Annotated in this window: 17 protein-coding genes; 7 read left to right on the forward strand and 10 right to left on the reverse strand. The window is 66.2% G+C overall.

The genetic code is table 11. The features are described 5' to 3' along the window. Nucleotides 1-41 precede the first annotated feature (41 nt). Nucleotides 42-4,559, reverse strand: coding sequence for an ATP-binding protein (locus K4B79_RS14705; protein WP_232027021.1), 4,518 nt, complete (start codon nucleotides 4,557-4,559; stop codon nucleotides 42-44). 338 nt (nucleotides 4,560-4,897) lie between these two features. On the opposite strand from K4B79_RS14705, the gene K4B79_RS14710 reads away from it, so the two are divergent. After that, a complete protein-coding gene (locus tag K4B79_RS14710; RefSeq protein WP_232027022.1) occupies nucleotides 4,898-6,016 on the forward strand; it encodes an ImmA/IrrE family metallo-endopeptidase in 1,119 nt (372 codons plus the stop codon). A 2-nt stretch (nucleotides 6,017-6,018) separates the two neighbouring features. Next, nucleotides 6,019-7,176 carry a hypothetical protein gene (locus K4B79_RS14715; protein ID WP_232027023.1) on the forward strand — a complete coding sequence of 386 codons (1,158 nt, stop codon included), beginning with the start codon at nucleotides 6,019-6,021 and terminating at the stop codon, nucleotides 7,174-7,176. Nucleotides 7,177-7,182: 6 nt separating this feature from the next. Here K4B79_RS14715 and K4B79_RS14720 read toward each other — a convergent pair whose 3' ends face one another. The 4 genes from K4B79_RS14720 to K4B79_RS14735 form a co-directional block, all read right to left on the reverse strand. After that, nucleotides 7,183-7,806 (reverse strand): hypothetical protein, encoded by a 624-nt coding sequence (locus tag K4B79_RS14720; protein WP_232027024.1) that lies wholly within the window; start codon nucleotides 7,804-7,806, stop codon nucleotides 7,183-7,185. A gap of 387 nt (nucleotides 7,807-8,193) precedes the next feature. Next, the gene (locus K4B79_RS14725) at nucleotides 8,194-10,101 is read right to left on the reverse strand and encodes a UvrD-helicase domain-containing protein (RefSeq protein ID WP_232027025.1); all 1,908 of its coding nucleotides are present in this window, start codon (nucleotides 10,099-10,101) and stop codon (nucleotides 8,194-8,196) included. 3 nt (nucleotides 10,102-10,104) lie between these two features. Further along, complete coding sequence (locus tag K4B79_RS14730) at nucleotides 10,105-11,985, reverse strand: ATP-dependent nuclease (protein ID WP_269463501.1); 1,881 nt, start codon at nucleotides 11,983-11,985, stop codon at nucleotides 10,105-10,107. Between the two features lie 393 nt (nucleotides 11,986-12,378). Then, entirely contained in the window at nucleotides 12,379-12,606 is a 228-nt protein-coding gene (locus K4B79_RS14735; RefSeq protein WP_232027573.1) for a helix-turn-helix domain-containing protein, read from the reverse strand. A gap of 312 nt (nucleotides 12,607-12,918) precedes the next feature. Here K4B79_RS14735 and K4B79_RS14740 point away from each other — a divergent pair, with 312 nt between their 5' ends. The 4 genes from K4B79_RS14740 (at nucleotide 12,919) to K4B79_RS14755 (ending at nucleotide 20,131) form a co-directional block, all read left to right on the forward strand. Continuing rightward, nucleotides 12,919-14,145: a tyrosine-type recombinase/integrase gene (locus K4B79_RS14740; RefSeq protein ID WP_232027027.1), complete on the forward strand. Its 1,227-nt coding sequence runs from the start codon at nucleotides 12,919-12,921 to the stop codon at nucleotides 14,143-14,145. A 331-nt stretch (nucleotides 14,146-14,476) separates the two neighbouring features. Continuing rightward, on the forward strand, nucleotides 14,477-15,856 hold the full coding sequence (locus K4B79_RS14745; protein WP_232027028.1) for a hypothetical protein: 1,380 nt from the start codon (nucleotides 14,477-14,479) through the stop codon (nucleotides 15,854-15,856). Between the two features lie 130 nt (nucleotides 15,857-15,986). Further along, a complete protein-coding gene (locus tag K4B79_RS14750; protein ID WP_232027029.1) occupies nucleotides 15,987-16,403 on the forward strand; it encodes a hypothetical protein in 417 nt (138 codons plus the stop codon). Continuing rightward, on the forward strand, nucleotides 16,400-20,131 hold the full coding sequence (locus K4B79_RS14755; protein WP_232027030.1) for a caspase, EACC1-associated type: 3,732 nt from the start codon (nucleotides 16,400-16,402) through the stop codon (nucleotides 20,129-20,131). The genes K4B79_RS14750 and K4B79_RS14755 overlap by 4 nt, the downstream gene beginning before the upstream one ends. Before the next feature lie 25 nt (nucleotides 20,132-20,156). Here the strand turns inward: K4B79_RS14755 and K4B79_RS14760 are convergent, their stop codons facing one another. From K4B79_RS14760 to K4B79_RS14775, 4 genes are all read right to left on the reverse strand, one after another. Then, entirely contained in the window at nucleotides 20,157-20,861 is a 705-nt protein-coding gene (locus tag K4B79_RS14760) for a restriction endonuclease (RefSeq protein WP_232027031.1), read from the reverse strand. A gap of 273 nt (nucleotides 20,862-21,134) precedes the next feature. Next, on the reverse strand, nucleotides 21,135-22,292 hold the full coding sequence (locus K4B79_RS14765; RefSeq protein ID WP_232027032.1) for a pyridoxal phosphate-dependent aminotransferase: 1,158 nt from the start codon (nucleotides 22,290-22,292) through the stop codon (nucleotides 21,135-21,137). A gap of 84 nt (nucleotides 22,293-22,376) precedes the next feature. Further along, nucleotides 22,377-23,138, reverse strand: coding sequence for an amino acid ABC transporter ATP-binding protein (locus K4B79_RS14770; protein WP_269463502.1), 762 nt, complete (start codon nucleotides 23,136-23,138; stop codon nucleotides 22,377-22,379). Then, nucleotides 23,138-23,644, reverse strand: coding sequence for an amino acid ABC transporter permease (locus tag K4B79_RS14775; protein ID WP_232027033.1), 507 nt, complete (start codon nucleotides 23,642-23,644; stop codon nucleotides 23,138-23,140). The genes K4B79_RS14770 and K4B79_RS14775 overlap by 1 nt, the downstream gene beginning before the upstream one ends. Nucleotides 23,645-23,805: 161 nt before the next feature. On the opposite strand from K4B79_RS14775, the gene K4B79_RS48610 reads away from it, so the two are divergent. Next, nucleotides 23,806-24,069 carry an AMP-binding enzyme gene (locus K4B79_RS48610; RefSeq protein ID WP_374208480.1) on the forward strand — a complete coding sequence of 88 codons (264 nt, stop codon included), beginning with the start codon at nucleotides 23,806-23,808 and terminating at the stop codon, nucleotides 24,067-24,069. A 203-nt stretch (nucleotides 24,070-24,272) separates the two neighbouring features. Here K4B79_RS48610 and K4B79_RS14780 read toward each other — a convergent pair whose 3' ends face one another. Further along, nucleotides 24,273-25,097 (reverse strand): SDR family oxidoreductase, encoded by an 825-nt coding sequence (locus tag K4B79_RS14780; RefSeq protein ID WP_232027034.1) that lies wholly within the window; start codon nucleotides 25,095-25,097, stop codon nucleotides 24,273-24,275. Nucleotides 25,098-25,378: the final 281 nt, after the last annotated feature.

Below are 25,378 nucleotides of genomic sequence, written 5' to 3' on the forward strand. Positions count from 1 at the left end.
AAGTGTGGCACCGTACTTCACCATGAGGGTGGCTTTGCCAATCACTCCAGGTCTCGTTCTGTCCGCTGCGGGGTACCCTGGCGAACGCTCATGTCCGCCCCTAGCCGGGCGATGACGTTCGATTCGACATAGGGGTGTTGGCCTTGGTGGTAGTCGTCTCGTAGCTGCATTCGCTCGTACCAGTGCCACACAACCAGCTCAAAGTTGTGCTCCACCAGGAATTTCTGCAGCAAGGGCTTTCTCACCAAAAGCGCCCGACTCGCATCCCCAGGTTCCTCGTAGTAGGTGAACATGGGCGCGCCGGCAGTATCGAGCCAGCTCGGGCCTCGCATATCGAAAGTCAGTCCCGCGGCCTGCTGGATGAAGGTCGAGGGCAGGACGGCGGTTGCGGATTCACCGATGGAGCAGTCAAGGATGCTGCCCTCCCAGGTGTACTGCTCGATGGTGGGTACGACCTCCACGACTTTCCCGCCGATCGATACCGAGCGAAGGGCGTCGTGCCGGTGCGGGCAGCTCGGCCCCACCCGTCCTACTTCGCCTACATAGCAGCAGTCGGTGTGACCGTTGGAGCCGACGAGATCGCGGAGGTCGTGACGTGATTCATTTCGCAAGGCGTTCAAGAGGGTGCCGGCAGCATCCGCCTTGACGAGCAGCGTGTCGACGGCGCCCTTCTCCTGAAGGCCGCGCCAGCCCTTGTCGGCCAACGGATCGACCTTCTTCACGAAGCTTTCGAGTACCACCCAGTCATGGCCTTCTCGATCACGGACGAACAAGGAGCTGGCCATGGTCGGTTCGGAGGCGGAATCGGCCAGGAATCGTCTGATGTCTCCGCGGTATCGGCTGAAGTCGAGGCGGCCAGGTGGCCACTCTTCGAGGTTGATCAGCGACGAACTCCATGCCGTTACGCCATTGCCGCCGTCTTCTTCATTGAAGGCGTGGTAGTCGATCGGGGGCAGACTCGGGTCGATCTCTCGGTCGCCGATGATCTGATGCAATCCCTCATACGGTGCACTATCTCCGAAACGCCGCGAACTCTGGTAATTGTCTGCAACCCGGGCCAGTAGTTCGTGGTATGCCATCCACTGATACTTCTTGCCCCAGCGTTCGGCCTTGTGTCCTTCTCTGCCGCGCCCATGGCCGATGCGTCGGTCTTCATCTCCGAAGAGCTTGGGTGTCCAGCCGAGACTGATTGTGCGGCGGAAGATCCAGCGGCAAGCAACGTCCGCCGGGTACTCGTCATCGACCGGCTTGGGATACACAAACGCGGCGTCCCATAGCTCTCTCTGCTCTTCGCTCAGCGGATCCTCTGCATGGTTCAGAAGGAGCTCAAGCGAGCTCAAGGTTTGCTCTTCAGGGGTGCGCAGCTCGTCGGCCAGGGTCACCTTCTGTTCATCGCTTAGGGACGCGACGAACTTCTCCCAACGGCTCTTGATGAACCGCGGTTCCCGGGACCGTCGTTCGGGATAGGTCTGCCCGGTGCGGTAGCGCGAGAAGTGATGGACGCCAGGTTGGACGACGTAGCGGGCGAAGTCACCCATGCCCATCAATGAGAAGTCGATCGACGAATAGCTCTCGTCAGCCGGTTGCCCTTCGCGCCATCCGTACTTGGCCTTGAGCGTCGCCTCCGTCGGTGGCGGGCCAGGCATCGCCAGTCCGTACGGGCGCCGGGACGCATGTAGCGCTGATGCGGGCAGCAGTTGCTGCGCTACGGCCCATCGGACGACACCGCGGGCGGCGTCGAGGAGTAGTTCATCCGGTCGCACGGGTGGGGTGAAGACGAGGTGGTGGACCAGATGGGCCAGGGATTTGGCCTGATCAGCCTGTTTCGGTGAGCTGCGCAGGAGTGCGCCGTAGGCGATCGCGATCACACGTTGCACTACGTAGGGATCGTCGACCGCCCAGAAACGCTCGACGAGTGCGCGCATGACATCGAGGTGCCCACGTAGCAGTTGCACCAGGGCCTTGGTAGTCCAGTCCCGCATAAATCGGTTCGGAGAAGCCAAGAGCCAGCACAATGGGATGCAGGCAAGCTCGACTACTTTGGCGTCGTAAGCGGGATAGGGTCCCCCAGCCGCCCAGCGGGCCAGTCGTGCTGCCGTGCCCGACGCGTCGAACAGCGCGTGATACATCGCAAACCCGAAATCGCTGTCGCGCTCTGGCATCTTCTGCTGAAGGAGATACCGGTGCAGTCCCTCGCCGTTGAGGCGGTTGTTGGGCTGTGGTGCGAGGGCGAACAGCACCCCAAAGAACTCCGAACGGCGCAGATAGGGCTGTGCCTCGTTCAACAGGTCGATCGTCCGCTGTGTGATTGCTTCCGAGGCACGGTACGGCAATGTCTCCACGAGTGACTCGTAGAGTCGGCGGGCGCGTTGATGCTGGTCCCAGGCTGCCCTGTCTTGGTGCCGGTCGGGCGGGTCCGTCATCCTGATGCTCAGCAGGTCCGGCAGCTCCACACCGTAGACCTCCGGGAACAGGATAGTCGCGGCCTCGTTGATCCCCCAGCTACTCTCCTCCGTCAGCCATTGACTCACCGCTTCGTCGTTGAGCGGATCGGCGAACAGTGCAAGCCGACGCCTCAAGAGCAGGAAGTCCGCGAAGGCTTGGAAGACAATGCGGATGCCTTCCCCGGTGTTTCCGTTCCCGAGGTAGAGACGCTCGCGTGTGAGTACTCCCTCTTCCTGCAGGAGGCCCAAGAGCCGGGCAGTGTCGATCCGGGGTTCTTCGAGCGACGACCTGACGGTCTGATGGGCGCTGGCAGCGCTCATGCTCTCGCGGCCGAGCCGGGACAACTCGTCGAGGAGCGCGTCGAGGGCGTCGCGGACGTGAGTCTGCGCTGCCTGCAGTTCGTAGCTTGATGTTGCGTCGGGGCGGAGGCGGCGAGCGACCGTGCCGATCTTTGCGCTGAGGTAGCGCTCAAAGATGGCGATGCGGCCCTCGTGGCCGGTTGGGGCCGCGTGAGTGTCGGCCTCCGAGAGGCTTTCGCAGTACAGGCGGAGGAAGAGCGGCAGCGTGAATTCGGGTGTCAAGAGCGGGATTTTGGGAGCTTCGAGGCCGTAGTGGTCGAAGTAGCGCTGTGTCGCCTCGACTTCTCGCTCTGCGAATCCCGGGTGCGTGCGGTGGACGTAGTGTTTGTCCTCGTTGCCCTCCAGAACGAGATCACGGTAAGTGTCGCGGCAGGAGACGACGAGGGCGATGTGGGGATGTCGGGCCACGGCAGCCCGCAGCTTCGGAAGATGCGTTCGCCAGAAGTCGGCTGGTGTGGTCTCGTTGAGGGCATCGATGAAAATCACGAACCGGCTACCGGCCGTTGCGGCTGCTTCGCCAGCAGCGTCCATGGCACTGAGCAGGACATCGCCGCCGACGGGCTCCAGACCGAGCTGATCAGCGATGCTCGCCCAGAGGTCGCCCCTGCCGAACTGTGCACCGGCTAGGAACACCGCGGGCCGATCGGCGAGCAGAGCGCGGTGGGTGGCATCAAGGAGCAGGTGTGTCTTGCCCGACCCGGCTTGTCCCGTAAGAAAGTAGGCGCGCCGCCGGAAAGCTCGGCCGATCGAAGACTCAAGCCATGAGTGCAGTTCGTTGATCGCTGTGCGCAGGACACCGACGCCGTATCCCTCGGCCCGTTCCGGGGGGCTCTGATTCCGCTTGGGGTCGTCGCTCGGCAGCTCTCGCCACTCGGCCCTCGCCCGTCGCTCATAGTCCCTGGCAGCTTCAATGGCTTCGGCAGTAGCCGATAGCTGATCGGTGAGGTGCACTAGGGGAGTTGGGGGATCCCCTGCTTGTACTGCAAGGGCACTCGCGGTTGCCTTCAAGGCAGCTGCCGTGTCATGGACGGCCTGGTACGGGGCAGCGTCAGGATCATCCTCGTCTTTGACCAGGACATGTAGATCGTTTACGGCGGTGATGACGTCGCGGCGCAGTCGATTGAAATGTGTGAGGACCGACTGGTCGAAGCCGAGCGCGACCAGGTCTTCCTGGATGGGAAGGTCGACCTGCAGGTCGGGCCGGTACTTCTCGCCCGCGGCATCCGCCTGCTCCATATAGCGCTGCTCCAGCCAGTCGCGGCCGAGAACCACGTGATTCCACCAGAACCAGCGCCGGCCACGGTGCTCCGGCTTGGCCAGCTCGTCGAGCAGGTCGCTCTCCTGTACCAGCTCGAACTGAATCTTCTCGGCGCCGGGGATCGTCTTCTTCCAGGTGGAGACCTTGGCTTCGTACTTCTGTCGCTGAGACGTGCGCTCACCGCCGAGCGTGCCGGTGGCGAGGTTCCAGGAGATCGCGAACGTCAGCTTGCGGAGCTGTGGGCGCTCCTTGGCGACGCGCTTCACTGAATCCGTCATGGCGGTCAGGAGCGGGCCGATGCCGTCAACGTGCTTGGCTTGCCAGCCCCACTCCGTGCCGTCCGGCAGGGTGGCGTACCACTCCACGCCGCCGTCAGGGTTGCCGGTCCGGATGGCCTGAATTCCTGGTGGCACGCGGTTCTTGAGCAGCTGATACGACAGCTCTTCGAATGCCCGGCTCTGCTCGCCGTTCCAGGCCCGAAGCGTCTTAAAGCTCAAACCGTCTCCACCCCTCGTGTTCCCTTCCGGCTTGGAGACTCAGATGCGATCGCCCACACGCCTGTCGAAGCCGATGCAGAGTCGCAGGACTAGCGGAGCAGGTGAGGAGCCATGCTAAGTCAGCATTGGTCGCGGCCACTCAGCTTCACCAATGAGCCACGGCCGCATGTCCGGCCCCAAGCGCACGAGACCCAAGCCCGTTCGCCAGGCGATCTTCGCACCAGAAGTAAGTGCACACATCATGTACGGAATATTTTGAGGTATGTTTCTGAGTATACTGCGTTGAGTTGTATGGTGCTGTGCGCTGGAGCGCCTGACCGCGGGAGGTGGGTGTCGTCATGGGTGACGTCGTCGGCTTGGTGGCGCAGCCCGCCATGTTGACACTGGCCCGTGAGTCGCGTGGTTGGACGCAGGCGGACCTGGCACGGGAGATGACTCGCCTCGCGGCCAACGAGACGGTGTCGCAGGGGTATGTCAGCCGGGCCGAAGCCGGTCGCCTGGCAGTGAAGGGCGAGCGTCTCGCCCTGTTCGCCGCAGCTCTCAGATACACGCCGGAGATGCTATGCCGCGCCACTGACAATGGCGGGGTTGGCGTGGGGCTCGTTCACCACCGTAAGCGCGCCTCCATGGGCGCACCGGCGCTCCGACGCGTCCATGCGACGCTGGCAGTTACGCGCCTCCAGGTGGAAACACTGACGACCGCGAGCCACGACGACGAGAAGCATGCCTTCAGACACATCGCGGTCGACGACTTTGATACGCCGGCCGATGCCGCGGAGACGCTGCGGTTGGAATGGGGGCTCCCGTCTGGTCCCGTCCCGAATGTGGTAGAGGTGCTCGAAGCCGCCGGCGCTCTACTCGTGGCTCGCGATCTCCAAGCGCGTGAGCTGGATGCCGTGAGCCAGTGGCCGCACGGTGAACGCCCGCTCGTTCTGCTCAACTCGACTGCCCCTGCGGACCGTTATCGTTTCAGCCTGGCGCACGAGCTCGGGCACATCGTGATGCACACTGAGCCTGGGGACGGACGCTTGCAGGAACAGCAAGCCGATGAATTCGCAGCCGAATTCCTCATGCCGCACGAGGACATCGTGGCCGAGCTTCGGCCGCGTGTGGACTTGCAGCGGTTGGTGGAACTGAAGCGTCGGTGGAGGGTCTCGATGGCAGCAGTCGCCCGCCGAGCCAAGTCACTTGGCGTCCTCACCGAGTGGCAGTACCGCTCGCTCATGGTGGAGATGTCCGCCCTGGGCTACCGAACCACCGAACCCGTTACCTTCGAGTTCGAGACCCCGCGTCACCTTGCCGAGGTCGTGACCCGACTGAGGCAGCAGCACAACCTCGACCTGTCCCAGGCAGCCCACCTAGCCGGCCTGGAACTCGAGGAGTTCACCGAGATCTACTCATGTCCTTCCTCCGCCCCGGTGACCACACGGCCACCGGAATCGCCGACAAGTAGGTGACAATGGCAAACTCGCCGTTCCCCGGCCGCACCCCCGCCCTGCGGGTCCTCGATGCGTCGGTACCGGCCACGCCGCTGCTGCAGGGGCGTGTACTGCTGTATGAGAACGCCCGCTTCGTACCGCAGACGCGGACTCCGCTCGACGATGACCTCGGCGGCGTCGTCATGAGCGGGGAGAAGGCGGGTGAACGCGCCTACCAACTCCGAACCTCCGGCTACACAGGCGCCCTGCTGATCGACACTGCGGCCTACAAGACGCACACGGCGACAGTCGATGAACCCTTTCTGCTGGACGGCAACGAGCTGTTCGACACGGTCGACACCTCGCTTGAGCTACAGAAGGCCCGCGGTGCCAGCGCCGCTCTCACACCGACTGGATACATCCCCCCGGGAGCCTCCAGGGCGCTCAAGGCGGTCATGCGCCAGTCCGAACGCATCGAGCGGGCAGACACAATCGTCAACCTCCCGATCGACATCGCCTGGCTCACCGATGAATTCCTCAGCCAGCTGATCGCCGTCTGCAAGCGCATCCCGCATCCGAAGGCCCTGACGCTGTTCCGGCAGTTCGATCCGATGGAGCAGGCCAAGAGTGTTCCCGCCAACCTGCGCCGCGTTGTAGCCGAGCTGCCTGATGTCGCCCTCCTGCGGACCGATCTGGCCGCACTGGACGTACTCGCCCACGGCGGGCTGTTTGCCGGTATCGGCGCCGACAGCGCCAGTCGGCACAGCATTCCCCCTGGCGAGCGGGCGTTGTTCAACCCCAACGGCGGTGGACCCCAATATCCGTCAGTGCTGATGCCAAGCCTGATGTGCTTCAAGGGCACCCAGTCTCTGGCCCGCCTGTACGCCAATCACCCGCCAGCAACGTGCAGCTGCGACGTCTGTGACGGACGCGGCCTGGACCGATTCAACGACCCGGGCGGCGAAGCGCGGCGAGAGTCGGAAGACCACAACATCAGCACCTGGAGCGCCTGGGTCATCGAGATCACCAGCAGGGAGCCCGGGCTGGAGCGCAAAGCGTGGTGGCGCGACAAGTGTGCCGCCGCCATCGCGCACTACGCCCTGGAAAACCAGCGCCTGGGACTGTCGGCAAATTCGAAGGCGGGCTTTGTAGTCCCTGACCCGCTGGGGGCCTGGGCAACGCTGCCGATCACGCCCTGAGGCGGCTTACCGGGCCGAGAGCTGCTTATACGCCTCTTCCACGAACCTCCAGCCGGCCACAGTGTGCCGACGCCGAACGAAGGGGCGAGGCGGGACAACGACCTCGACGTCATTGCTGATTGCGACGAGTAGCCCAATGCCGTAGAACTCTGCCTCCATTACGGCGTCATCTCGACGCCGCAGAGGTCGGTCGATCAAGACAGCCCGCGCGCAGAAAGGTGTGAACCATTCGGCTTTTTCCTTAGCGGAGGCCCAGCCCTTGCCCGGGACGACGGCCAGATCGACTCGGATGGGGTGGGTTGCTTCGCGAACGACGACGTTGTCATGCCGGGTAACCGTTCCCGCAGGCATCCGCCTCAGCACGCGCTGCTCCGTGTCGCTCAGCGAAGTAACCGGGACAGGCTCGCCCAGTGGAAGGTTCATCAGCAGGTCCAGCGCCCGAGGATTGGTGAGCTCCTGCGTGCCGACGCGAGCACGTCGCTCGATCTCGTCCTCGTTTTCGCTGTATGCAACTACGGTATCGATACCGAACATGTTCAACACGCCAATGTCTGCGCCCTGAGGGAACAGAGTGCCAGGCGCCGCCGCTCCGGAGATCGCTTCCGCCGGACCTCGCGCCGCCACAGCCATGTTGCTACCTCTGCCCTCGCCTCAAGGAGGCTCGCCCTTCACAGACGACCGCCTACTTACCTACCGGTAGGAAACCTTTCACGGAATGGTCTGAACGCGCCAGCACTGCAGGCCGCGGCTGCCGCTTCCCATGACGACCACGCCGCCTACCAGGCACAACTGAGGCGCCGCTGCCCGGGTCACGGGCAAAAGCCCCTGTCTTCAGGTCAGGCTAGTGCTGTCATACCTGCCCCGTCGCCGGAGTGACAGCGATGACCCTAGTGCGAGCCGTCGGCGCTCCACAACGGTCGTCTTGCCATGCAATCCAAACGTTTCCCGCTCTTGATCGATCATACGGAATGCTCGCTCAAGTCGTTCAAGGCCCGCGCACTGATACGAAGATCCGCTCTAGCGCAGGCTGCTGTCGTGGACAGACCAGCCACGGGCCGTCATCGCCTCGACGTACGGTTCGGCTCGTGTGCGGTGCGCGGCGAAGGCAAGCAGGTGAGTGGGGCGGGTGGCGCCCACAAAGACGAGTTGCGCTGCGCGCTGGATCGTGACCAGGGCCTTGGAGGCGTCCTGCTGTCGGCTCAGGAGTCCGAGGACCTCGTGTACGTCGTATTTCTTGCCGCTGCGTTCCAGGCATTCGAGGATGAGTGTGGCCGCGTGGGTTTCGCCCTTGGCGCTCTGGATCGATCCCGCGACCGACGCCACCACACCCTGGTCCGCATCAGCCGACGCATCGGGCACGGGCGCTGGCTGGGCGACGTACGGGATGTGGGCAAGGGGATCCGCGAGGCGCGCGACCCCTTTCAGGGGGCTCTGGGTCAGGTCGGGCAGGAGCCGCAGAAGCCGGCCAGTGAGAACTGCCCATTCGACGTGGCTGTCGAGTGGGCTCGTCAGCATGTCGTGCAGGAGCAGGCGTGCCCGGCCTCCGGCGGTGGCTGGGTCTCGGTCCAGTTGCCTCAGCGGGGGCAGGCCGCCGACGGTGGCAAGTCGGGCTACATCACGGATTGCGTTCCACAGGAATGTGACGGCTGTGTGGTTGTCGCCGGACTGCCGCTGGGCCTGGGCGGCGCGTGTCGCCGTGATGAGACTGCCGGTTGTCTGGACCGACGTGGTGGTGAAGCCGGGTACGTAGCACGAGAGGGATTGTGGATAGGCCTTGGCGCTTCCCCGCGTGAGGCGGGCGCCCAGGACGCGGGGTGGGTTGTCCAGGAGCAACTGGCGGGGGACTGTGGCCGCTGCCATCCGTTCGAAGGTCGGTACGACCTCGGCGACGGTGTCGTCGTCAAAGAGCAGGAGGGCGACGGTCCCGTCGTGGCCGGCGCCGTCGATGCGTTGGCGGCGGTGGACCGTGAGGTCGCTGGCGAGTGCTGCGATCTTGCTGCCGAACCTGCGGCTGACGGGGAGTTGGGCGGCGTGCGGCAGGGGGAACGACGAGGGCTGTGCGGCATCCGGTGCGTCGGCGAAGATGCGCTGGTTGACGTCACCCACACGCTGGACGACCGTGCCCAGCGGGCCGAAGACCTTGTCGAGCAGGCGTTGCTGGAGGTCGCTGGTGTCCTGCATTTCGTCCAGGAGGACGAAGGGGAAGCGGTGGGCGGCGGCCAGCGCGAGCTGGGGGTGATGAAAGAGGTGGTGCTCGGCGAGGGCGAACATGTCGTGGTAGCGGAAGATGCCTCGCTCGGTGAGCGTTTCCTTGAGCGCGGCGAATTGTTGGCCACTGTCACTGGATGCTTTGAAGGGAGGAGTGCCGTCAGGTCCTGTCGCGATCAGGTCTCCGGCGTCGCAGACGTAGCGGGCCTCAGCGACGAGTGAGGGGCCGTTCGTACGGTGCCCGAGTGCGGTGTTGAGTTTCCGGAACCGAGGGTGGCGTTCGAGCAGCCGGAGGGCTTCGCCCGCGTAGGCGTCGTCGTCTACGGTCTTCACTTCAACGCCCCGGGACCGTAGGGCCGGCAGGGCGAAGAAGGTGTTAGTGAAGGCCTGGATCGTGCCGATGAAGTGTGGGTACTGCAGCAGGCGGCGTCCGGCCGGTGTGGCGGTGAGGCGGTGGGCGATCTCGTCCTTGGCCGTGTTGGTGTGGGACAGGACGCAGATGCCGCGTGTGGGCGAGGCCCATGCCTGGCCCAGGAGGGCAAGCTTGAGGCCGATCAGGCTGGTCTTCCCCGAGCCGGGAGCTGCCTGGAGGTCCAGGGATTCCGCGCTCTGGATGAAGTTCCACTGTTCCTGGTGCGGCAGGTCGAGGCCGAGTTGCTGGGCGAGGGCTTCGACCTTGTCCTTGATGAAGGCGTCGGGCGCGTACAGGGGTGTCATCGCTCAGACCTCGCTGCACAGGTACGTGAAGGCGGCCACGAGGTAGTGCGGCAGGTCCTCATCGGTCACGGGCGTGGTCTGCAGGAGCCGTGCGGCGTGCTGCGCTGCGATCGGCTTGTTGGCCCGGCCCATACGCAGGGGCTCGTAGATGTGCAAGGCCGCTTCTTCCAGCGGTACTTCGTCCTCGCGCCACTTCTTGACCTGTTCCTGGGCGGAGCGGTCCAGGTCGGCGAGTTTGTCCGCGGTGGGCCAGGTGGTCTTGGAGGCGACGGCGGCGCGGACGGCCTGGTGCATGAGGGTCGCCATGGTCCAGGAGGCGGCGGCCAGGTCGTACTCCAAGGTCCAGTGGTCGGAGACGAAAGTGCGCACGTGGCCGCTGTCCCTTTCCTTCAGCCCGGCAACGTGCTCGGCGATCTGCTGCTTCGTCATCTCCGCCGAGCACTTGAGCTCCTTGCGCATCTCTGCCGAGGTGCCGGCGGGCACCAGATCCCGGTCCCGGATGCAGGCCACCGCGACCGGGATCTGCTCGCCGTCGCGTTGGAAGATCCGGCTGTAGCGGAAGAGACCGACGCCGCCGACGTTGACGACGCTGACGCCGCATTCGCTGAACGACCGGCCGACCGCCTGGGCGAGGGCGGGCAGGAGAATGGCTTCGGCGTCGCCTTCGACGATGGCGACGCTGCGTGCGAAGAACAGGTTGGCCTTGGTCACGTCGAGGAAGCGGGTGAGGAAGGCGTAGTCGCCCTCGTCGAGCCGGGTCAGCCCCGGGGCCAGGCGGAAGGTAGATCCGCGGGCGACCAGGGTGAGGTGCTCCACCGGGATGGCCGAGGCCAGGTTCGGACTGTGCGTGGTGAGGATGACCTGGACCGGCGGCGTCCCGGACGTTGTGGCGGCCTCGGCACGTTCCCGCAGCAGGTCCATGATGCGGGTCTGCAGCTGCGGGTGGAGGTGGGCTTCGGGTTCCTCGATCAGCAGCAGGGGCGCGAAGGCGCTGTTTCCGAGCAGGAGCAGTTCGGCTGCCATGAACAAGGCGTTGTTGTAGCCCAGGCCGTGCCGGGTCCACTCCCCCGTTCCCGCGAACAGGGTCAGCTCCAGCCGCTCCAGCGCACGGGCCAGGGTGGCGTCGCCGGCGACTCCGATCTCGCCGCGCAGGACGTCGGAGCCGATGGAGAACTTCTGCAGGTAGCCGGTGTTGATGTCGTTCCGGGCCGCCTTCACCGCATCGTTGTCGCTGATGTGGTGCTCCGCGCGGCGCAGGATTCCGACCAGGGTGCTGGCGCTGTCACTCTCCTCGTCGAAGTCGTTCTCGCCCTGGGCGCGCATGGCCGGGTAGCCGGCCAGGATCTGCGACAGCCGCGATCCCCGGCCGGAGCGCAGCTCCGCCTCCGCATCCCGCAACGGACGTAGGTAGGTGGCCTTCAGCAGTTCACGCGCGGCACCGTCCAGGGCCGGCCCCTGCCCCTCGCGGCCGGTGCGCGTGGTCACCGAGACGCGGTGGGGAGGCAGCGGGTCCATCAGCTCCGCCTTGACAGTGACGTAGAGGGCGACGTTGCCTTCGTCGTCGGTAGTGAGCAGTTCCAGGAAGACCGCTTGTTCTTCCGTCGTCAGGTCCTTGAAACCACAGGTGATCTTGAAAGTGTTCGCGCGTCCGTCCGGTGCGACGTGGAAGTCGTCACGGGTGATGCGGTAGAAGTCCGCCGCTGTCGTCAGCAAGCAGAGCCGGATCGCATCGATGATGGCCGTCTTCCCGCTGTCGTTCTCGCCGACGAGGACATTCGTGGCGGGACCGAACTCCAGACACAAGCTGGCGTCCGCGTCGCCATCCTTCCTCGCCATCGAACCGAAGATCCGGAAGTTCTCCGCGTACAGACAAGCCAGGTACAACGACGCCCCCGAGAGCCTGAGGCCCGCGCCCTCGACGACACAGGCGGTTGCAACCGCCTCAAGTTCCCCACCCGCACGCGGTCTTGACGCATCATACGATTGACCCCAACACTTGCGCCCCGCGAATGAAATACATCCCCACTGCTAGAAATGGGCACGTCAAATAACGTCGGCCGCCTCCAGTGTCAGGGCACGACAGTCAGGGCACCCTGGCGCGGCCGGAAGAGGGATCAAAGGGAAGCACCCCACAGTCGGCACGCACGGCAGTGCGTCAAGGGCTCAACACCTCGACGGGCGCCTGCACAACACACGCGCGGGCCTCAGGACGAACCGCCAGAGGGCAAGAACAGGCCACGACCCCACAGGTCTGACGAAATCACGATCCTCGGATTGTCAGCTCGAACCACCAGGGGCAGATTTACCGGTTTCTTCCTGGGTGATGTGATTGACGAGTTCCCCCGGTTCCACATCGAGCCCTGAAGCGATGTCCAAGAGCGTAAGAACGCTGGGGCTGCGCTGTCCGTGCTCGATATAGATGAGGCCGCGGAAGCTCATCCCGCTGCGCCCTGCGAGTTCTTCCAGGCTGTATCCCCGTTCCTCCCTAAGGCGACGGATTTGCATGCCCAGGGACAGGAGTCGCGGGTCCGGTGACGGTTCACGTGCTGGCACACGGCGACTCGACCGTCACACCTTTGCGCACACCATGAACAGCTGTGCATAACTACTGGTTGTAGCGGACAGCATCGCTCTGACGGACAGCAACCAGCCGTCGCGCACGTCCCCTAACCGATGCGAAAGGGTCGGCGACAGATCCAGCACGCAGCTCAGTTCCGTGGGCAGGGCACATTGGGCAAGCCAATCGAGCCGTTCGACCGCTGGCACAAGAGATATCCAAAACCAGAGCGCGGTGACATACCGTGCCGATGCGGCACGGTGCAACAACCTCTGCACCCGTCTGCGGACCACGGCCGAGGCCATCGCTGGCAGGCGCGGTACACCGACGGCTCAGGAAAAGAGAAACGGCCAGCCTTTGCCACCTGGAAGGAAGCCCGCGACTTCCTGGACAACGTGCTCACAGAGACCGAAAGGCAGACGTCGCGAGACAACAATCCGGGCAGCCTTCCGGTCGAATACTTCGCAACCGAGATGATGGAAAGGAGACGCAAGCGGAAAAAGAACACCAACACCTGCGACACTTACGAAAGCCATCTCCGCAACCACATCCTGCCGTTCGCCGGCCACCGCACCGCAAGCAGCCTGCGCCGCCCCGATTCCATGGCCTTCGTCGACTACCTCCTCGACAAGCAAGGCATCGACTCGGCCTGCACCATCGTCCAGATCTTCAAGACCTGGCGCGTCCTCGTGCATTACATGCTGGACGAGGACATCCCGCTCCCTCCCAACATCGTGGCAAGGATCGAACTCCCGGACATCGCCCCCCGCGTCAAGGTCGCGCTGTCACCTGGGCAGGTCGCCGCGGTCGCTGCGGCGATGCGGACGGTCGCGCCGCGCTACGAGGTCCTGATCTGGCTCGGAGCCTGCGCCGGACTACGCCAGGGCGAGGCCTTCGGACTGAAGCGAAGCCAGGTGGCCTGGAAACACGACCTGCTGCACATCGAAGAACAACGGCAGCGTGGTAAGGCCGTACGCCTGAAGACCAAGGCCAGCTACGCGACCTTGCCAGTGGATCGCTTCCTGATCGAGCGGCTGCTACACCACGTGTCACGGTTCTCTGAGCCGGAGCCCGTCTCACCAGGCGCCGAGCGCCGCCGCCGGGCACGCGGCTACGTCGAGCCGCCGGACGAGGGCCTGATCGTCACGAACCGTTATGGCCGAGCCGTACTGATCAGCGACTTCCATCAGAAGTGGCGAAGGGCGGTGAAGCAAGCCGGGCTTCCGGACAGAACCCGCTTCCACGATCTCAAGCACTTCTACACCACCACGCTCGGCTGCTCCGGGAAGCACGACCCGAAAACCGTGCAAGCACTCTCCCGGCACGCCAAATTCTCCGAGACCTGGGATACCTACGCCCACCCGCCCCTCGCCGTGGAGGAGGTCATGGTCACCGTGTTCGGAACCGCGTTCTCACACATCGACGCTCCGACGACGTCGCTGCGGAACGGGTCTACCTTCGTGGCTTGCGCGGCGTCCGCGTCCTGAGCGCCTGCCCCTCCTGCCTCCAACTCCGCGTCCAGGAGCGGCCTCAGCCGCACCTTGCTTCGATGATCGCCTCAGCAGACTGACCGCCCCTCCCTCTGCAGCCCTCACAGGGATCCAGCCAATTCGCAGCGGCACCAGGTCGCCCTGGTTCGAACCTTCGACCGGGGTTCGGCTCCTGGCGAGGCCCTGGCCGCGTCGAGCAGCACGGCAGAAGCTCTGGCGTCCGTTTTCGGACTGTGCGCGGGTATGTCCCCTTGTGTGCGCCCGTCGTATCCGACCTAGCGTCTCGATCTTGTCGTGACGCCACCGATGCGACGTAGGGGGAACAGCCGTGGCAGAAGCAGCACAGGTGCTCAAGGAACTCGTGCAGGCCTGGAATGTGCAGATCGACTCGACCAGCGCGTTGGCGGGGGCCGTTGCCGAGGCCGCCGCGAAGGACGACAAGGAACGACGGGAGGACGGGCGCGAACCGCTTCGGCGGAAGCCGGGGTTGAGGGCGTTGCCTGCCACCGAGGTCGGCCCGTCGTTCAGGCTCACTCCGTGGGATGTGCTGCACGCGCTGGGGCGTGCCGCTGTGCTGTCCCGGCAGGGAGCCGGGCGTGGGCTGGCTGAGCACTGGGGTTGTCTGAAGTACTGCCAGGCACTGGATGGCAGTCCTGGTCGGTATATGGCGCTGTCGGAGGAAGGGTTGAATCCCAGGCGCCACTACAAGACTGTGCAGTCCGGTGAGTTGGGCATCGGATTCGCGCTCGCCGTCGCCGAGCGAGCGCTCAAGAAGCGGTACCCGGACCACTTGATCTCGGTCGTGGACGCGGACATCGCCCTGCAGGCGGGCTGGGCGCTGGTGGGCAAGGACGTCAAGCGACGGGACTGGGTGAAGTTGCGCCCCGACTTCCTCCTGGAGGCGTGGAAGCCCGGCGAGCCGTCGAAGGTCGTCCCTCTTGCGTGCAAGGGGACCCATGCGAAGGGCTCTTACGCGCACACCCAGCTGGCCGCTGCCTCAGCGCAGGTCGAGGCGGTGCACATCGGCCCCTGGGATCAGACGCCGACCCTGGTGACGTCGACGGAGCTGCTCGGGCAGGGCGGCATCATCGTGCATGTGCTGCATGCCCCCGGTGACGGCTCCCTGCCCATACCACCGGACGCTCTGGACGCGGATCGCGAGCTGCAGGACCTGAACATCTACCCCGACGTCCGCGTCCCGGGCACTGACGGCGAGGACGAGCAGCGCGTGAGCGGCTTCCAGGTGATGCCGGACCAGTACTCGTGGTTCCGGAGGTCTCTCGCGCGGGCGGGGGCAGCCGGGCTGATGGGGTTCACCGGCGGCGGTGAGCCGACGGCGCAGTACCTGACGGAGCGGCAGGGGAAGCGCCACTTCAAGGGCTTCACGCATGCCGGTACGGGAATCGTGCAGGACATCGATCACGAGATCGGCGGGATGTCCTTTGTCGGGACGGATCACGTCTTCCGGCTGAACGGCACGCGGGTGGAGGCGTTCTCCGGTCTTGAGGCAAGCCTCTTCGATCACCTGCGCGACGGGCGGGTGGAGGAGTACCGGCGCAACGCACACGCTCTGCGATCGAGGTGGAGGGCTGTCAGCCGCCAGGACGACTGGGACGGACCCGTTTCGCTGCGCGAGGACGGTTCCATCATGGCCATGCGGCTACTGCCCGAGCCGCCCCGCACACGCCGCCGCCTGCGCGCACTCTGAGTCGAGTCGACACGATGCTCAGCTCACGGCTGGCTGAATGGTGCCCCTGCGGATCCTCGTCGAGCTGTTGCCAGGGGCACCTTCATGCAAAAGTCATCCCACGTGATGACCCAATAGCAAGGAGTGGTGCATGCAGGACGGGGGGCGCCGGTGGCAGCTCGTGGTGGCGGCCGGCGGGGATGCGCTGCGGCAGGAACGTCTCACGCGCGATCTGTGCGCGGCCCTGCACGCAACGGAGGGCGTGGTCGCCGGCTTCACCGAAGACGACGCGGCCCTGCAACCGGGCCGCAAGGGTGTCGGCGTCGGCGAGGTGGCACTGTGGGCTGCCACGGCAACCGCGGTCGCCCGGCCCGCTTCGCAGGTCCTGATCACCGCGATCAAGGAATGGTGCGCCAAGGACCGTCACCGCAGGGTCGAGGTCACCTACGACGGGCATTCCGTCTCCATCACGGGCCGCCCGGATGCTGCTCAGGAGCGCGTGGTCCGCGAATTCCTGGACAAGGTGGGTGACGCCCCGGCCAACGGACCAGAAGGTGACGGCGAGTGACCCGGCTTGTCAGGCGCCGCGCCCTGCTGATCGGCAATGAGCACTACGACGACAGCCGCTTCCCGCCGCTGCCCTCCACACGGGCCGACATCTGGGGCATGGAGCAGGTCCTCAGACACCGCAACATCGGCGGGTTCGTCTCCATCACGTCCCGGGAGAACTTGACCGCCGCCGACATGCAGGAGGCCGTCAGTGAGTTTCTGGAGGGCTGTGAGCAGGATGAACTGGCCCTGGTCTATGTGTCCGGACATGGCGCGCGACTCGCGCGGGACGGCGGGGAGTTCCACTTCATCGCCACCGACACCGACTTCGACCGGATCGCGGAAACGGGGGTGAGCGCGGGCTTCGTCAACGAGCAGCTGGAGCAGTGCTGGGCGCCGCAGAAGGTCGTAATGATCGACTGCTGCCGCAGTGGCGGCTTCGCCGTGGGCCTGCGCACCTCCGACCGGCAGCCCGACTCCGTCGCGAAGTCCGCCGAGCAGGAGCAGCCTCTGCTCACCAGCCGCGGCGTGTACGTGCTGTCGTCGTCACGGGCCGGTGAGGATTCGTACGCCGACACGGACAGCAGCGGCGAGGTGCAGCCGTCCGCCTTCACCGCCGAGGTCATCGAAGCCCTGCGCACCGGCAAGGTGAGCAAGGACGGCAAGGGTGACGTGTCGGTGGAGGACCTCTTCCACTACGTCAACCGACGCATGCGCGCCCAGGGTGCCCGCCAGGTGCCGGTCAAGTTCGCGCATGGCGTCGACGACCGTATCGTCATCGCCGACTGCCCGTTCGGCGCGGCTCCGCTGCTCACTCCACTCACCCGTCGCCCCACCCTTTCCTCCGCGCCGCAGGCCCAGGCCCCCACTCGCAAATCCGCCTCGTCTCAGCCAACGTGGCACCAGCTCCTGGACTACTACCGTGAGTGCGTGCTGTCGGACGAGACCGAAACGCCGCTGATGTCGGTCGGCGACCAAGACACTTCGTACGTCTGCCTCTCCGGCTCGGAGCGACTTCTCTCCGGCGACGTCGACGACGACGGCTGCATCCCCGTCCCGACAGAGGCAGGTGGACTGATCGAGTCGGCCGTGGAGCAGGAGGCCGAACTGTGGGCCGGATACCCGGCTGTGGTCCTGACCGGGCCACGCGGCGGCCGCCCCTGGCGGCACCCGAAATTCGCGCCCCTGCTGATCCGCCGCGTGGAGGTCGTCTCCGAAGACGGCCGGGTACGGCTCAAGCCCTACGGTCCCGTCCAGCCGCACCCTCAGCTGGCGCGGGACTGGCTGGGGGACGAAGAGGCCGCCCAGCTCGCCGACACCTTCCAGCCGACCTGGCATCGCGGCCAGCACGACCGCATGGCCGTGGAAGCGAGCAAGCTCCTCAGGGAGGAGTTCGAGATCCCCTGCGTCCAGGAACTCCTTCCGGATCAGCTCGCCGACCGCATCGACATTCACACGCCCGGCGACGGCGCGCGCAACACCGCCGTGCTCTTCACAGCCCTGCCCGAGACCGCCTACACGAAGAAGCTCCTGGACGACTTCTCCGGTATCGCGGAGCAGACGGACCGCATCCAGGCGACAGCGCTCGCCGCCCTCTCGCCCGACCCGGCCGAACGCACCCGCGCCCTGGCCCTGTCGGAACCAGAGCCGACACGTCTGGTCACACCACTGCCCTGCAATGAGGCCCAAGCCGCCGTGCTGCACTCGGCCATGACCCGACGGCTGACCGTCGCCACGGGACCGCCGGGCACCGGAAAGAGCCAGCTCGTGGCCAACCTCGTCGCTACAGCGGTGACGAGCGGCCACACCGTTCTCGTGGCCTCCAACAACAACGAGGCGGTGGACGAGGTCTGGCGCCGCTGCGACACGCTCGTACCCGGCAGTGTCATACGCACCGGCTCGGCCAAGGCCAAGACCGGGAACTACGTCGAAACCGAGGCCAAAGGCCTGGACGCCCTGCGCACCGCGCCGGAACCCGTCCCCAACGTGGCCACGGCCGCCATGGACGTCGACATCGCCCGCGGCCAACTCGCCCGCGTCCGGCAGGATCTCGCCCAGGTCACCACGACCGAAAAGGACCTGCTTCAAGCCGGCCAACTGCGTGAGGAACACGCCGCCCAACTCGGCCGGTCCATAACCGAACTGACCGAGGTCCTGTCACAAGCAAGAAGCCTCGATCAGCTGGAGGGCCGGGCACGGCGGCTGGTCCACGCCCGGTTCTTCGGCACCTGGCGGCGCGCCCGCTTCATGAGCAAGATCGGTCTCAAGACCTTCGAGGGGGACCGGGCAGAAGGCTGCCTCGCTCTGGCCGACTTCGCTGCTGCGGAAGCAGCCTGGCGCAACGGATACGCACAGGTCGCCCACGTCGATGACACCGCGCTGGCTACGACGGTCGGCGCTGCCGAAGCGGGCGTACAGAACGCCTCGCGCACCCTGCTGGAAAGCACCGTACGGAGCAACGCGCGGACCGGCCGTCAGCGCATCCGCAATCTTCTGAGCGCCAGAGACAGCAACCGCACCGACTGGGCCGCCGTGCGCGAAGTGCTCCCTGCCGCACCCGGCTGGGCAGTCACCAGCCTTTCCGCCCGGCGCTTCCCACTCGGTCCCGCCCTGTTCGACCTGGTCGTCATCGACGAGGCCAGCCAGTGCGCCATCCCGCACGTGCTTCCGCTGCTGTTCCGGGCGCGGCGAGCCCTGGTCATCGGGGACGCCATGCAACTTCCGCACATCGCCAAGATCAGCCCCGAACGCGAGGCTCTGATCCGCCGCAAGACCGGCCTGCGCTCCGGCTGGCTGGAGAAGCACCGGCTCGCCCACCGCCGCCACTCCGCATTCCACGCCGCCGAGCGCTCCGCGGGAGGCACCCTCCTCCTCGACGAGCACTTCCGCTGCCACCCGGACATCGCCGCCGTGTCCAACGAACTCTTCTACGACCAGGGGCTGACGGTCCTCACCGACACCCGGGACCGCCCGTCCCTGCCCAGGCAACCGATCTTCTGGTCCCACGTTCCCGGACGGGCCACCCGGCCCCCGTACGGCGGCTCCTGGGTGAACCACGACGAGATCCGGCAGGTGGACAGTTTCGTACGTGCCCTGCTGGAGGAACTCCCCGACGAAGCCACGATCGGCGTGGTCACCCCCTTCACGCCCCAAGCCGACGAACTCCGCGCACAACTGAAGCAATACGGCCGGCAACGCGTGCGCGTGGGCACCGTGCACACCTTCCAGGGCGGTGAGCGCGACGTCATGGTCTTCTCCCTCGTCGCCGGTGAAGGCATGCACGACAGCGCGATCGGCTGGGTCCACCGCCAGCTCAACCTCTGGAACGTCGCCATCACCCGCGCCCGCAGCCACCTCATCTTGGTCGGCGACATGAACCTGTGGCGCAAGTGGGGCGGTGTCGCCAGCGAGCTCCTGAACGCCGCCACCACGACCGGGCCTCGCATCGAAGACCGTGCGGGAGACGACTTGCTGCAGCGCCTCTACCAGGTCATGTCCACACAGCCGGGAACGGCAGCGACGCTCGGCGAGAGCGTCCACGGCCACCCCGTCGACGTCCTGGTACAAACCCAGGACGCTGCCCGTCCACAGGCCGTCCTGCTCGACCGCGGGCCGGACGAAGGCGCTGACGAAGCCCGCCACCTGCGCCTGATGCTGCACCGCCGTCGGCTCGTGGACAACGGCGAAAAGAGCGCTCACGCCTTGCGCTACCCGGCGTGGCGACTGTACGACACGAGCACCCGCTGACCGGTGAACGGCTCTTGGACGCCGGTCACTTCCCGTAGGCCTGCTTCCAGCGCGCCCGGTGACGGGATTCCCCCTGGCCGCGACCGTTCACACGGCTCAGGGCCAAAAGGGACGCTCCGTTGTTCCACAAGCCGAGGTGATCGCGGTGCACAGCGAGAATGCCGTGCTCCACCGCGAACCTCTCGGAAGGACGGCTGAACCTGGTGGTCGTCACAAACACCGCCACGTCGGCTTGGAAGTGGACCTTGGCACCCAGGAGATCACGTAGCTCACGGCTGGCGATGGTGCTGCTGGGCGCGTACCGCTTGCACTGGATCACAAACGTCCGGCCATCCGGCAGACGACCGACGACATCAGCACCGTTGTCGTGCGAACCACCCACCCGCCGGACCTCCGTACACCCGTCCCTGCGGCACAAGTCGGCGACCAACTCCTCGAATTCAGTGCCCGTCATCGCATCCACCTCGGCCAGGGTCCGCCGACCGGCCTTCACCGCCTCGTCCTGGCGCCAACGGCGGTCCCGAGCACGCAACCTCCGGTCGGTGCGCCACAGCCACCAGCCCACGGCTCCGATACCGCCGAGGACTACGCTCCCAACGACGTACGGCCACACCTCCGACCAGAACACCATCAGCACGATGAGCAGGCCGCCTCCGCCGAGCACGATCGGCTTTGCTCTTGTCACCCGCCCGCAACGACGAGCCGGCTTCCGTCCACGCTGAACAGCCATCTCGCCCTCCCCCGAACCTTCCTGAAGCGAGAGTCTCGGCAACGCAGGACAAGCCCGGAAGAGCGCAAGTCAGCCATGACGGATTCCGCTCAGCCGGATCCGGCGGCCGATGCCACCATCCGCTGATTCAGCAGCGTGGCTGTCAGCGCGCTACTCGTAGACAGTCGTGATCGGCGTAGCTGGATCCCGGCCAGCGGCCCGTGCACCGAAGAAGACCGTACAGACCCGCGCCGCCTCGGTCCGCCCACTGCCCCGGATCTCGTCTACGTCGTGTCACTCGACAGTGACGCCGGTGGTGTACAGGTACTCGCTGATCCTGTCCATCGCCTTGTGCAGTACCGGGATGTCCGCAGCGAAGGAGAGGCGGAGGTGGCCCTCGCCGCTCGGCCCGAATTCCGCGCCTGGGCGGACCAGTACTCCTGCCCCGCGCAGCCCGGCAGCGAGTTCAGTGGATGCAATAGGGAGGTCGTAGCGGGCGAACGCGTAGAAGGTTCCCTCGGGCACCGGGGCGGACAGTTCGGCTATGCCCGCCAGGCGGTCGAAGAGGACGTCGCGGCGCTCACGGTAGGCGGCGAGCATGGGCTCGGCGAGCTTCGTCCCGTGTTGGACGGCGGCGAGTGCGGCCCGCTGAACTGCGGCGTTGACCGAGCCGTTGAACGAACGGTGGACGAGGCCGGCGGCAGCGATCACATCGGCGGGGCCGGCCAGGTAGCCGAGTCGCCAGCCGGTCATGGCGTAGCTCTTGGACAGGGTCTGGCAGTAGATCGTGCGCGGGCGCAGTTCCTCGAGGGAAACGGCCGAGGGGAACACGTCGTCCTGGTAGACGATCGCGCTGTATGCCTCGTCGGACAGCACCAGGGTGTCTGTGGCACGCAACGCTGAGGCGAGTGCGTGCAGTTCGTTCCGGGAGTGCACGACGCCGGTGGGGTTGCAGGGGTTGGAGAAGACGACCAGTTTTGCTCCGGGGAGTGCGGCGCGCAGCGCGTCGAGGTCCCAGTGCAGGTCGTCGGCCGGTGGCACGAATACGGGGGCGCCGCCGGCGAGCCGCACCAGGTCGCTGTAGAGGGAGTAGCACGGCTCGGGGATGACGACCTTGTCGCCGTTGTCGACGATCGCGAAGATGGCGGCCGCGAGCGCCGCGGTGGCTCCGTGGGTGACCAGGATCTGGTCGGGCTGATAGGTGTGGGTGGCGAGGGCGGAGACGGTGTCGGCCAGTGCGGAGCGCAGTTCAGGGTCGCCGTGTTGGTCGACGTAGTGAGTGGCGCCGGAGCGCAGTGCCTCCACGGCGGCGGAGACGATGGGGTCGGGGGTGTCGAAGTCCGGCTCCCCGATCGCTACGGAGACCGCACCGGCCGGTGCGGGCCCAAAGGGCGGTCGCAGTGAATGGCGTTGTACGGCGGCGACCGCCGAGGATGCCTGGAAGTTGGGCATGTGGGTCCTTGTGCAGTTTGAGGCAGTGGGACGGTCTGATCGTCGCGGGGCGGTGGTGTACGCATGCTGGGAAGCTGCGGAGGGTCAGTGCACACGTGCCAGGAAGGAGCGGGTGCGTTCGGCCCGCGGGTTGTCGAGCACCTCCTGTGGCAGCCCCTGCTCGACGATCATCCCTCCGTCCATGAAGATGACCCGGTCGGCGACCTCGCGTGCGAAGCCCATTTCGTGGGTCACCACGATCATGGTCATGCCCTCGCGGGCGAGGTCCTTCATCACGGCGAGCACTTCGCCGACGAGCTCCGGGTCGAGCGCGGAGGTGGGCTCGTCGAAGAGCATCACCTTGGGGCGCATCGCGAGGGCTCGGGCGATGGCGACACGCTGCTGCTGGCCGCCGGAGAGGTGGTTGGGGTAGGCATTGACCTTGCCGGCGAGCCCGACACGGTCGAGCAGCTGACGGGCGTGGTCGCGGGCCGTCTCGGGCGGTTCCTTCTTGACCACGCAGGCGCCCTCGATGACGTTGTCCAGGATCGTCCGGTGCGGGAACAGGTTGAAGTTCTGGAACACCATGCCGATGTGGCTGCGTTGCTGGGCGAGTTGTTTGCCATGCAGTTCGTGGAGCTGATCGCCCGAGCGGCGGTAGCCGATGATCTCGCCGTCGACGCTGATCACGCCAGCGTCCGGGCGTTCCAGGTGGTTGACGCACCGCAGGAGGGTGCTCTTGCCCGAGCCCGATGGGCCGAGCATGCACACGACCTCGCCGCGTTCGACGTCGAAGTCGATTCCGTTCAGCACGGTCAGTGACCCGAAGGGCTTCTTGAGCCCGCGAGCTTGCACCATGGCAGCCATCACGTGGCCCCCTTCCGGGTCGCGGGCCCGTAGCCCTGGTCGAGGCGCTTTTCCAGGAAGTGCTGACCCAGAGTGGCCAGCGACACCAGCACCAGGTACCAGATGCTTGCCACGATCAGCAGCGGGATGACCTGGTAGTTGTTGGCGTAGATGTGCTGGACGGAGGAGAGCAGGTCCTGTCCGGAGATGAAGGCGACCAGGGAGGTGGCCTTGAACAGGTTGACGAACTGGTTCATCGACGGCGGCACGATGACCCGGAGGGCTTGCGGAAGCAGCACGCGTCGCAGCGTCTGGCCTCCGGTCATGCCGAGGGAGTGGGCCGCTTCGGTCTGGCCCCGGCCGACGGCGAGAAATCCGCCTCGGACGATCTCCGACATGTGCGCGGCCTCGTGGAGGCCGAAGCCGAGGAGGGCCGCCACGAACCAGTTGATGGCCTGGTTGGTGTCGATGCCGCCGGCGCCGGAGCATTGGGCTGCGGACGGTATGCACCCGACGCCGCCGGTCACGCAGCACTCGCGTCGGCCTGGCTGCGCCTGGTCGCGTGAAGGAACCAGCGGTGTCCGGCTGGACCGGACATCACGTGTGCACACCGGGGAACTGGGCCTGATGGACGGGCCTAGCTACGTAACCGTCACCGGCCGCCCCAAGGACATGATCATCCGAGGTGGTGCTTCGCACCCACCCCCGAGTGCGACAGGCCGCCGTGCTGGGCCTCTCCGACCCGGACTGGGGCAAGCAGGTCGCCGCCGTGATCAACGCCGCAGCCCCGGCCAGCCCGCCCACCGCCACCGAACTCCACGACCATCTGCGGGCCGCCCGGACCCCGCACAAGACACGCGCCACTGGTAGCTGGCCGATGCCATCCCGGCCAGCACCACGGCAAAGATCCAGAAGTTCCTTCTGCGACGGCAGATCAGTGACGGCGGCCTGAAGCCGCTTCCCTGGCGACCCGGACCGTACCGTCGTGAGAGTCCGTCGGCCCGGGCAGGACACGCCCGGTGGCGGCGGGCCGGGCCTCACTCATGCCATGGCCGGCGGGCGTGCGGTCTCCCGTCGAGGGATCGCGCATGCCCGCCGGCCGTTGTCGTGTCTGCGGCGACGAGCGCCGGCTCTGGACGGTGCCTGTCGAAACGGTTACGCCGCGTTGCCCTGGGCCTGGGTGGCCAGGTCGGCCCAGTCCTGCCAGGTCTTCACTCGCTCGGCGTAGACCTGCGGGACGAAGTGGAGCGGGAAGTCGCCGAAGAAGACCCGCAGCGGCGGGTTCTCGGCGTCCACGATCTTCAGCATGGCCGGACCCGCAGCGGCCGGGTCGCCGTTGGGTACGTTGGCGAGATTGGCGGCCACGGCCGCGTGCAGCTCCTCGTAGGCAGGCAGCTGCTCGGCGAAAGCGGCGGACGAGCCGCCCCAGTCGGTGGCGAAGCTGCCGGGCTCCACGAGGGTGACCTTGATCCCGAAACCGGCCACCTCCTGCGCGAGCGAGTCACTGAGCCCTTCCAGAGCCCACTTGGAAGCGTTGTAGCCGCCGACCAGAGGGAAGGTGATGACGCCGCCGACGCTGGAGATCTGCACGATGTGACCACTGCCCTGGGTCCGCATGATGGGCAGGACCGCCTGGGTGACCCACAGGGCACCGAAGAGGTTGGTCTCCATCTGGTCGCGGACGTGGCGCTCGGTGAGCTCCTCGATCGCGCCGAACAGGCCGAAGCCGGCGTTGTTGACGACGACGTCGAGGCGGCCGAAGTGCTCGTGCGCCCGCTTGACGGCCGCGAAGGCGGCGGCCTTGTCGGTGACGTCCAGGGTCAGCGGAAGGATCGCGTCGCCGTGCGCGGCCACCAGGTCCGCCAGGGAGTCGGTGTTGCGGGCGGTCGCCGCGACCTTGTCGCCGCGCTCCAGGGCCGCCTTGGCGAACTGACGGCCGAAGCCGCGCGAGGAACCGGTGATGAACCAGATCTTGCTCATGAGAACACTTCCGTTCGAGATGAAGTCTTGATAGGAGACTCTACATCGAGATGATACTGAGTATCAACTCGTCTTGGAGTCTACGGCTGGCACTGCAGCGAGCTGTCGAGTAGGGCCCGGGCCCCGGCCTGAGGGCGCAGGCGCGCCCACGCACGTCCAGCGGCGGGTTCCCGGTCGGCGGCGCGACGAGCCGGCTCGGTCGGACCGAGGGTGTACGCGTACTACGCACGCCTGCAGCAGGAGCAGCAACGCCCGCGCGCCGACCGGGACAACGCGAGGGC

It is taken from the genome of Streptomyces lincolnensis (assembly GCF_021173675.1).
Taxonomy (GTDB): domain Bacteria; phylum Actinomycetota; class Actinomycetes; order Streptomycetales; family Streptomycetaceae; genus Streptomyces; species Streptomyces lincolnensis_B.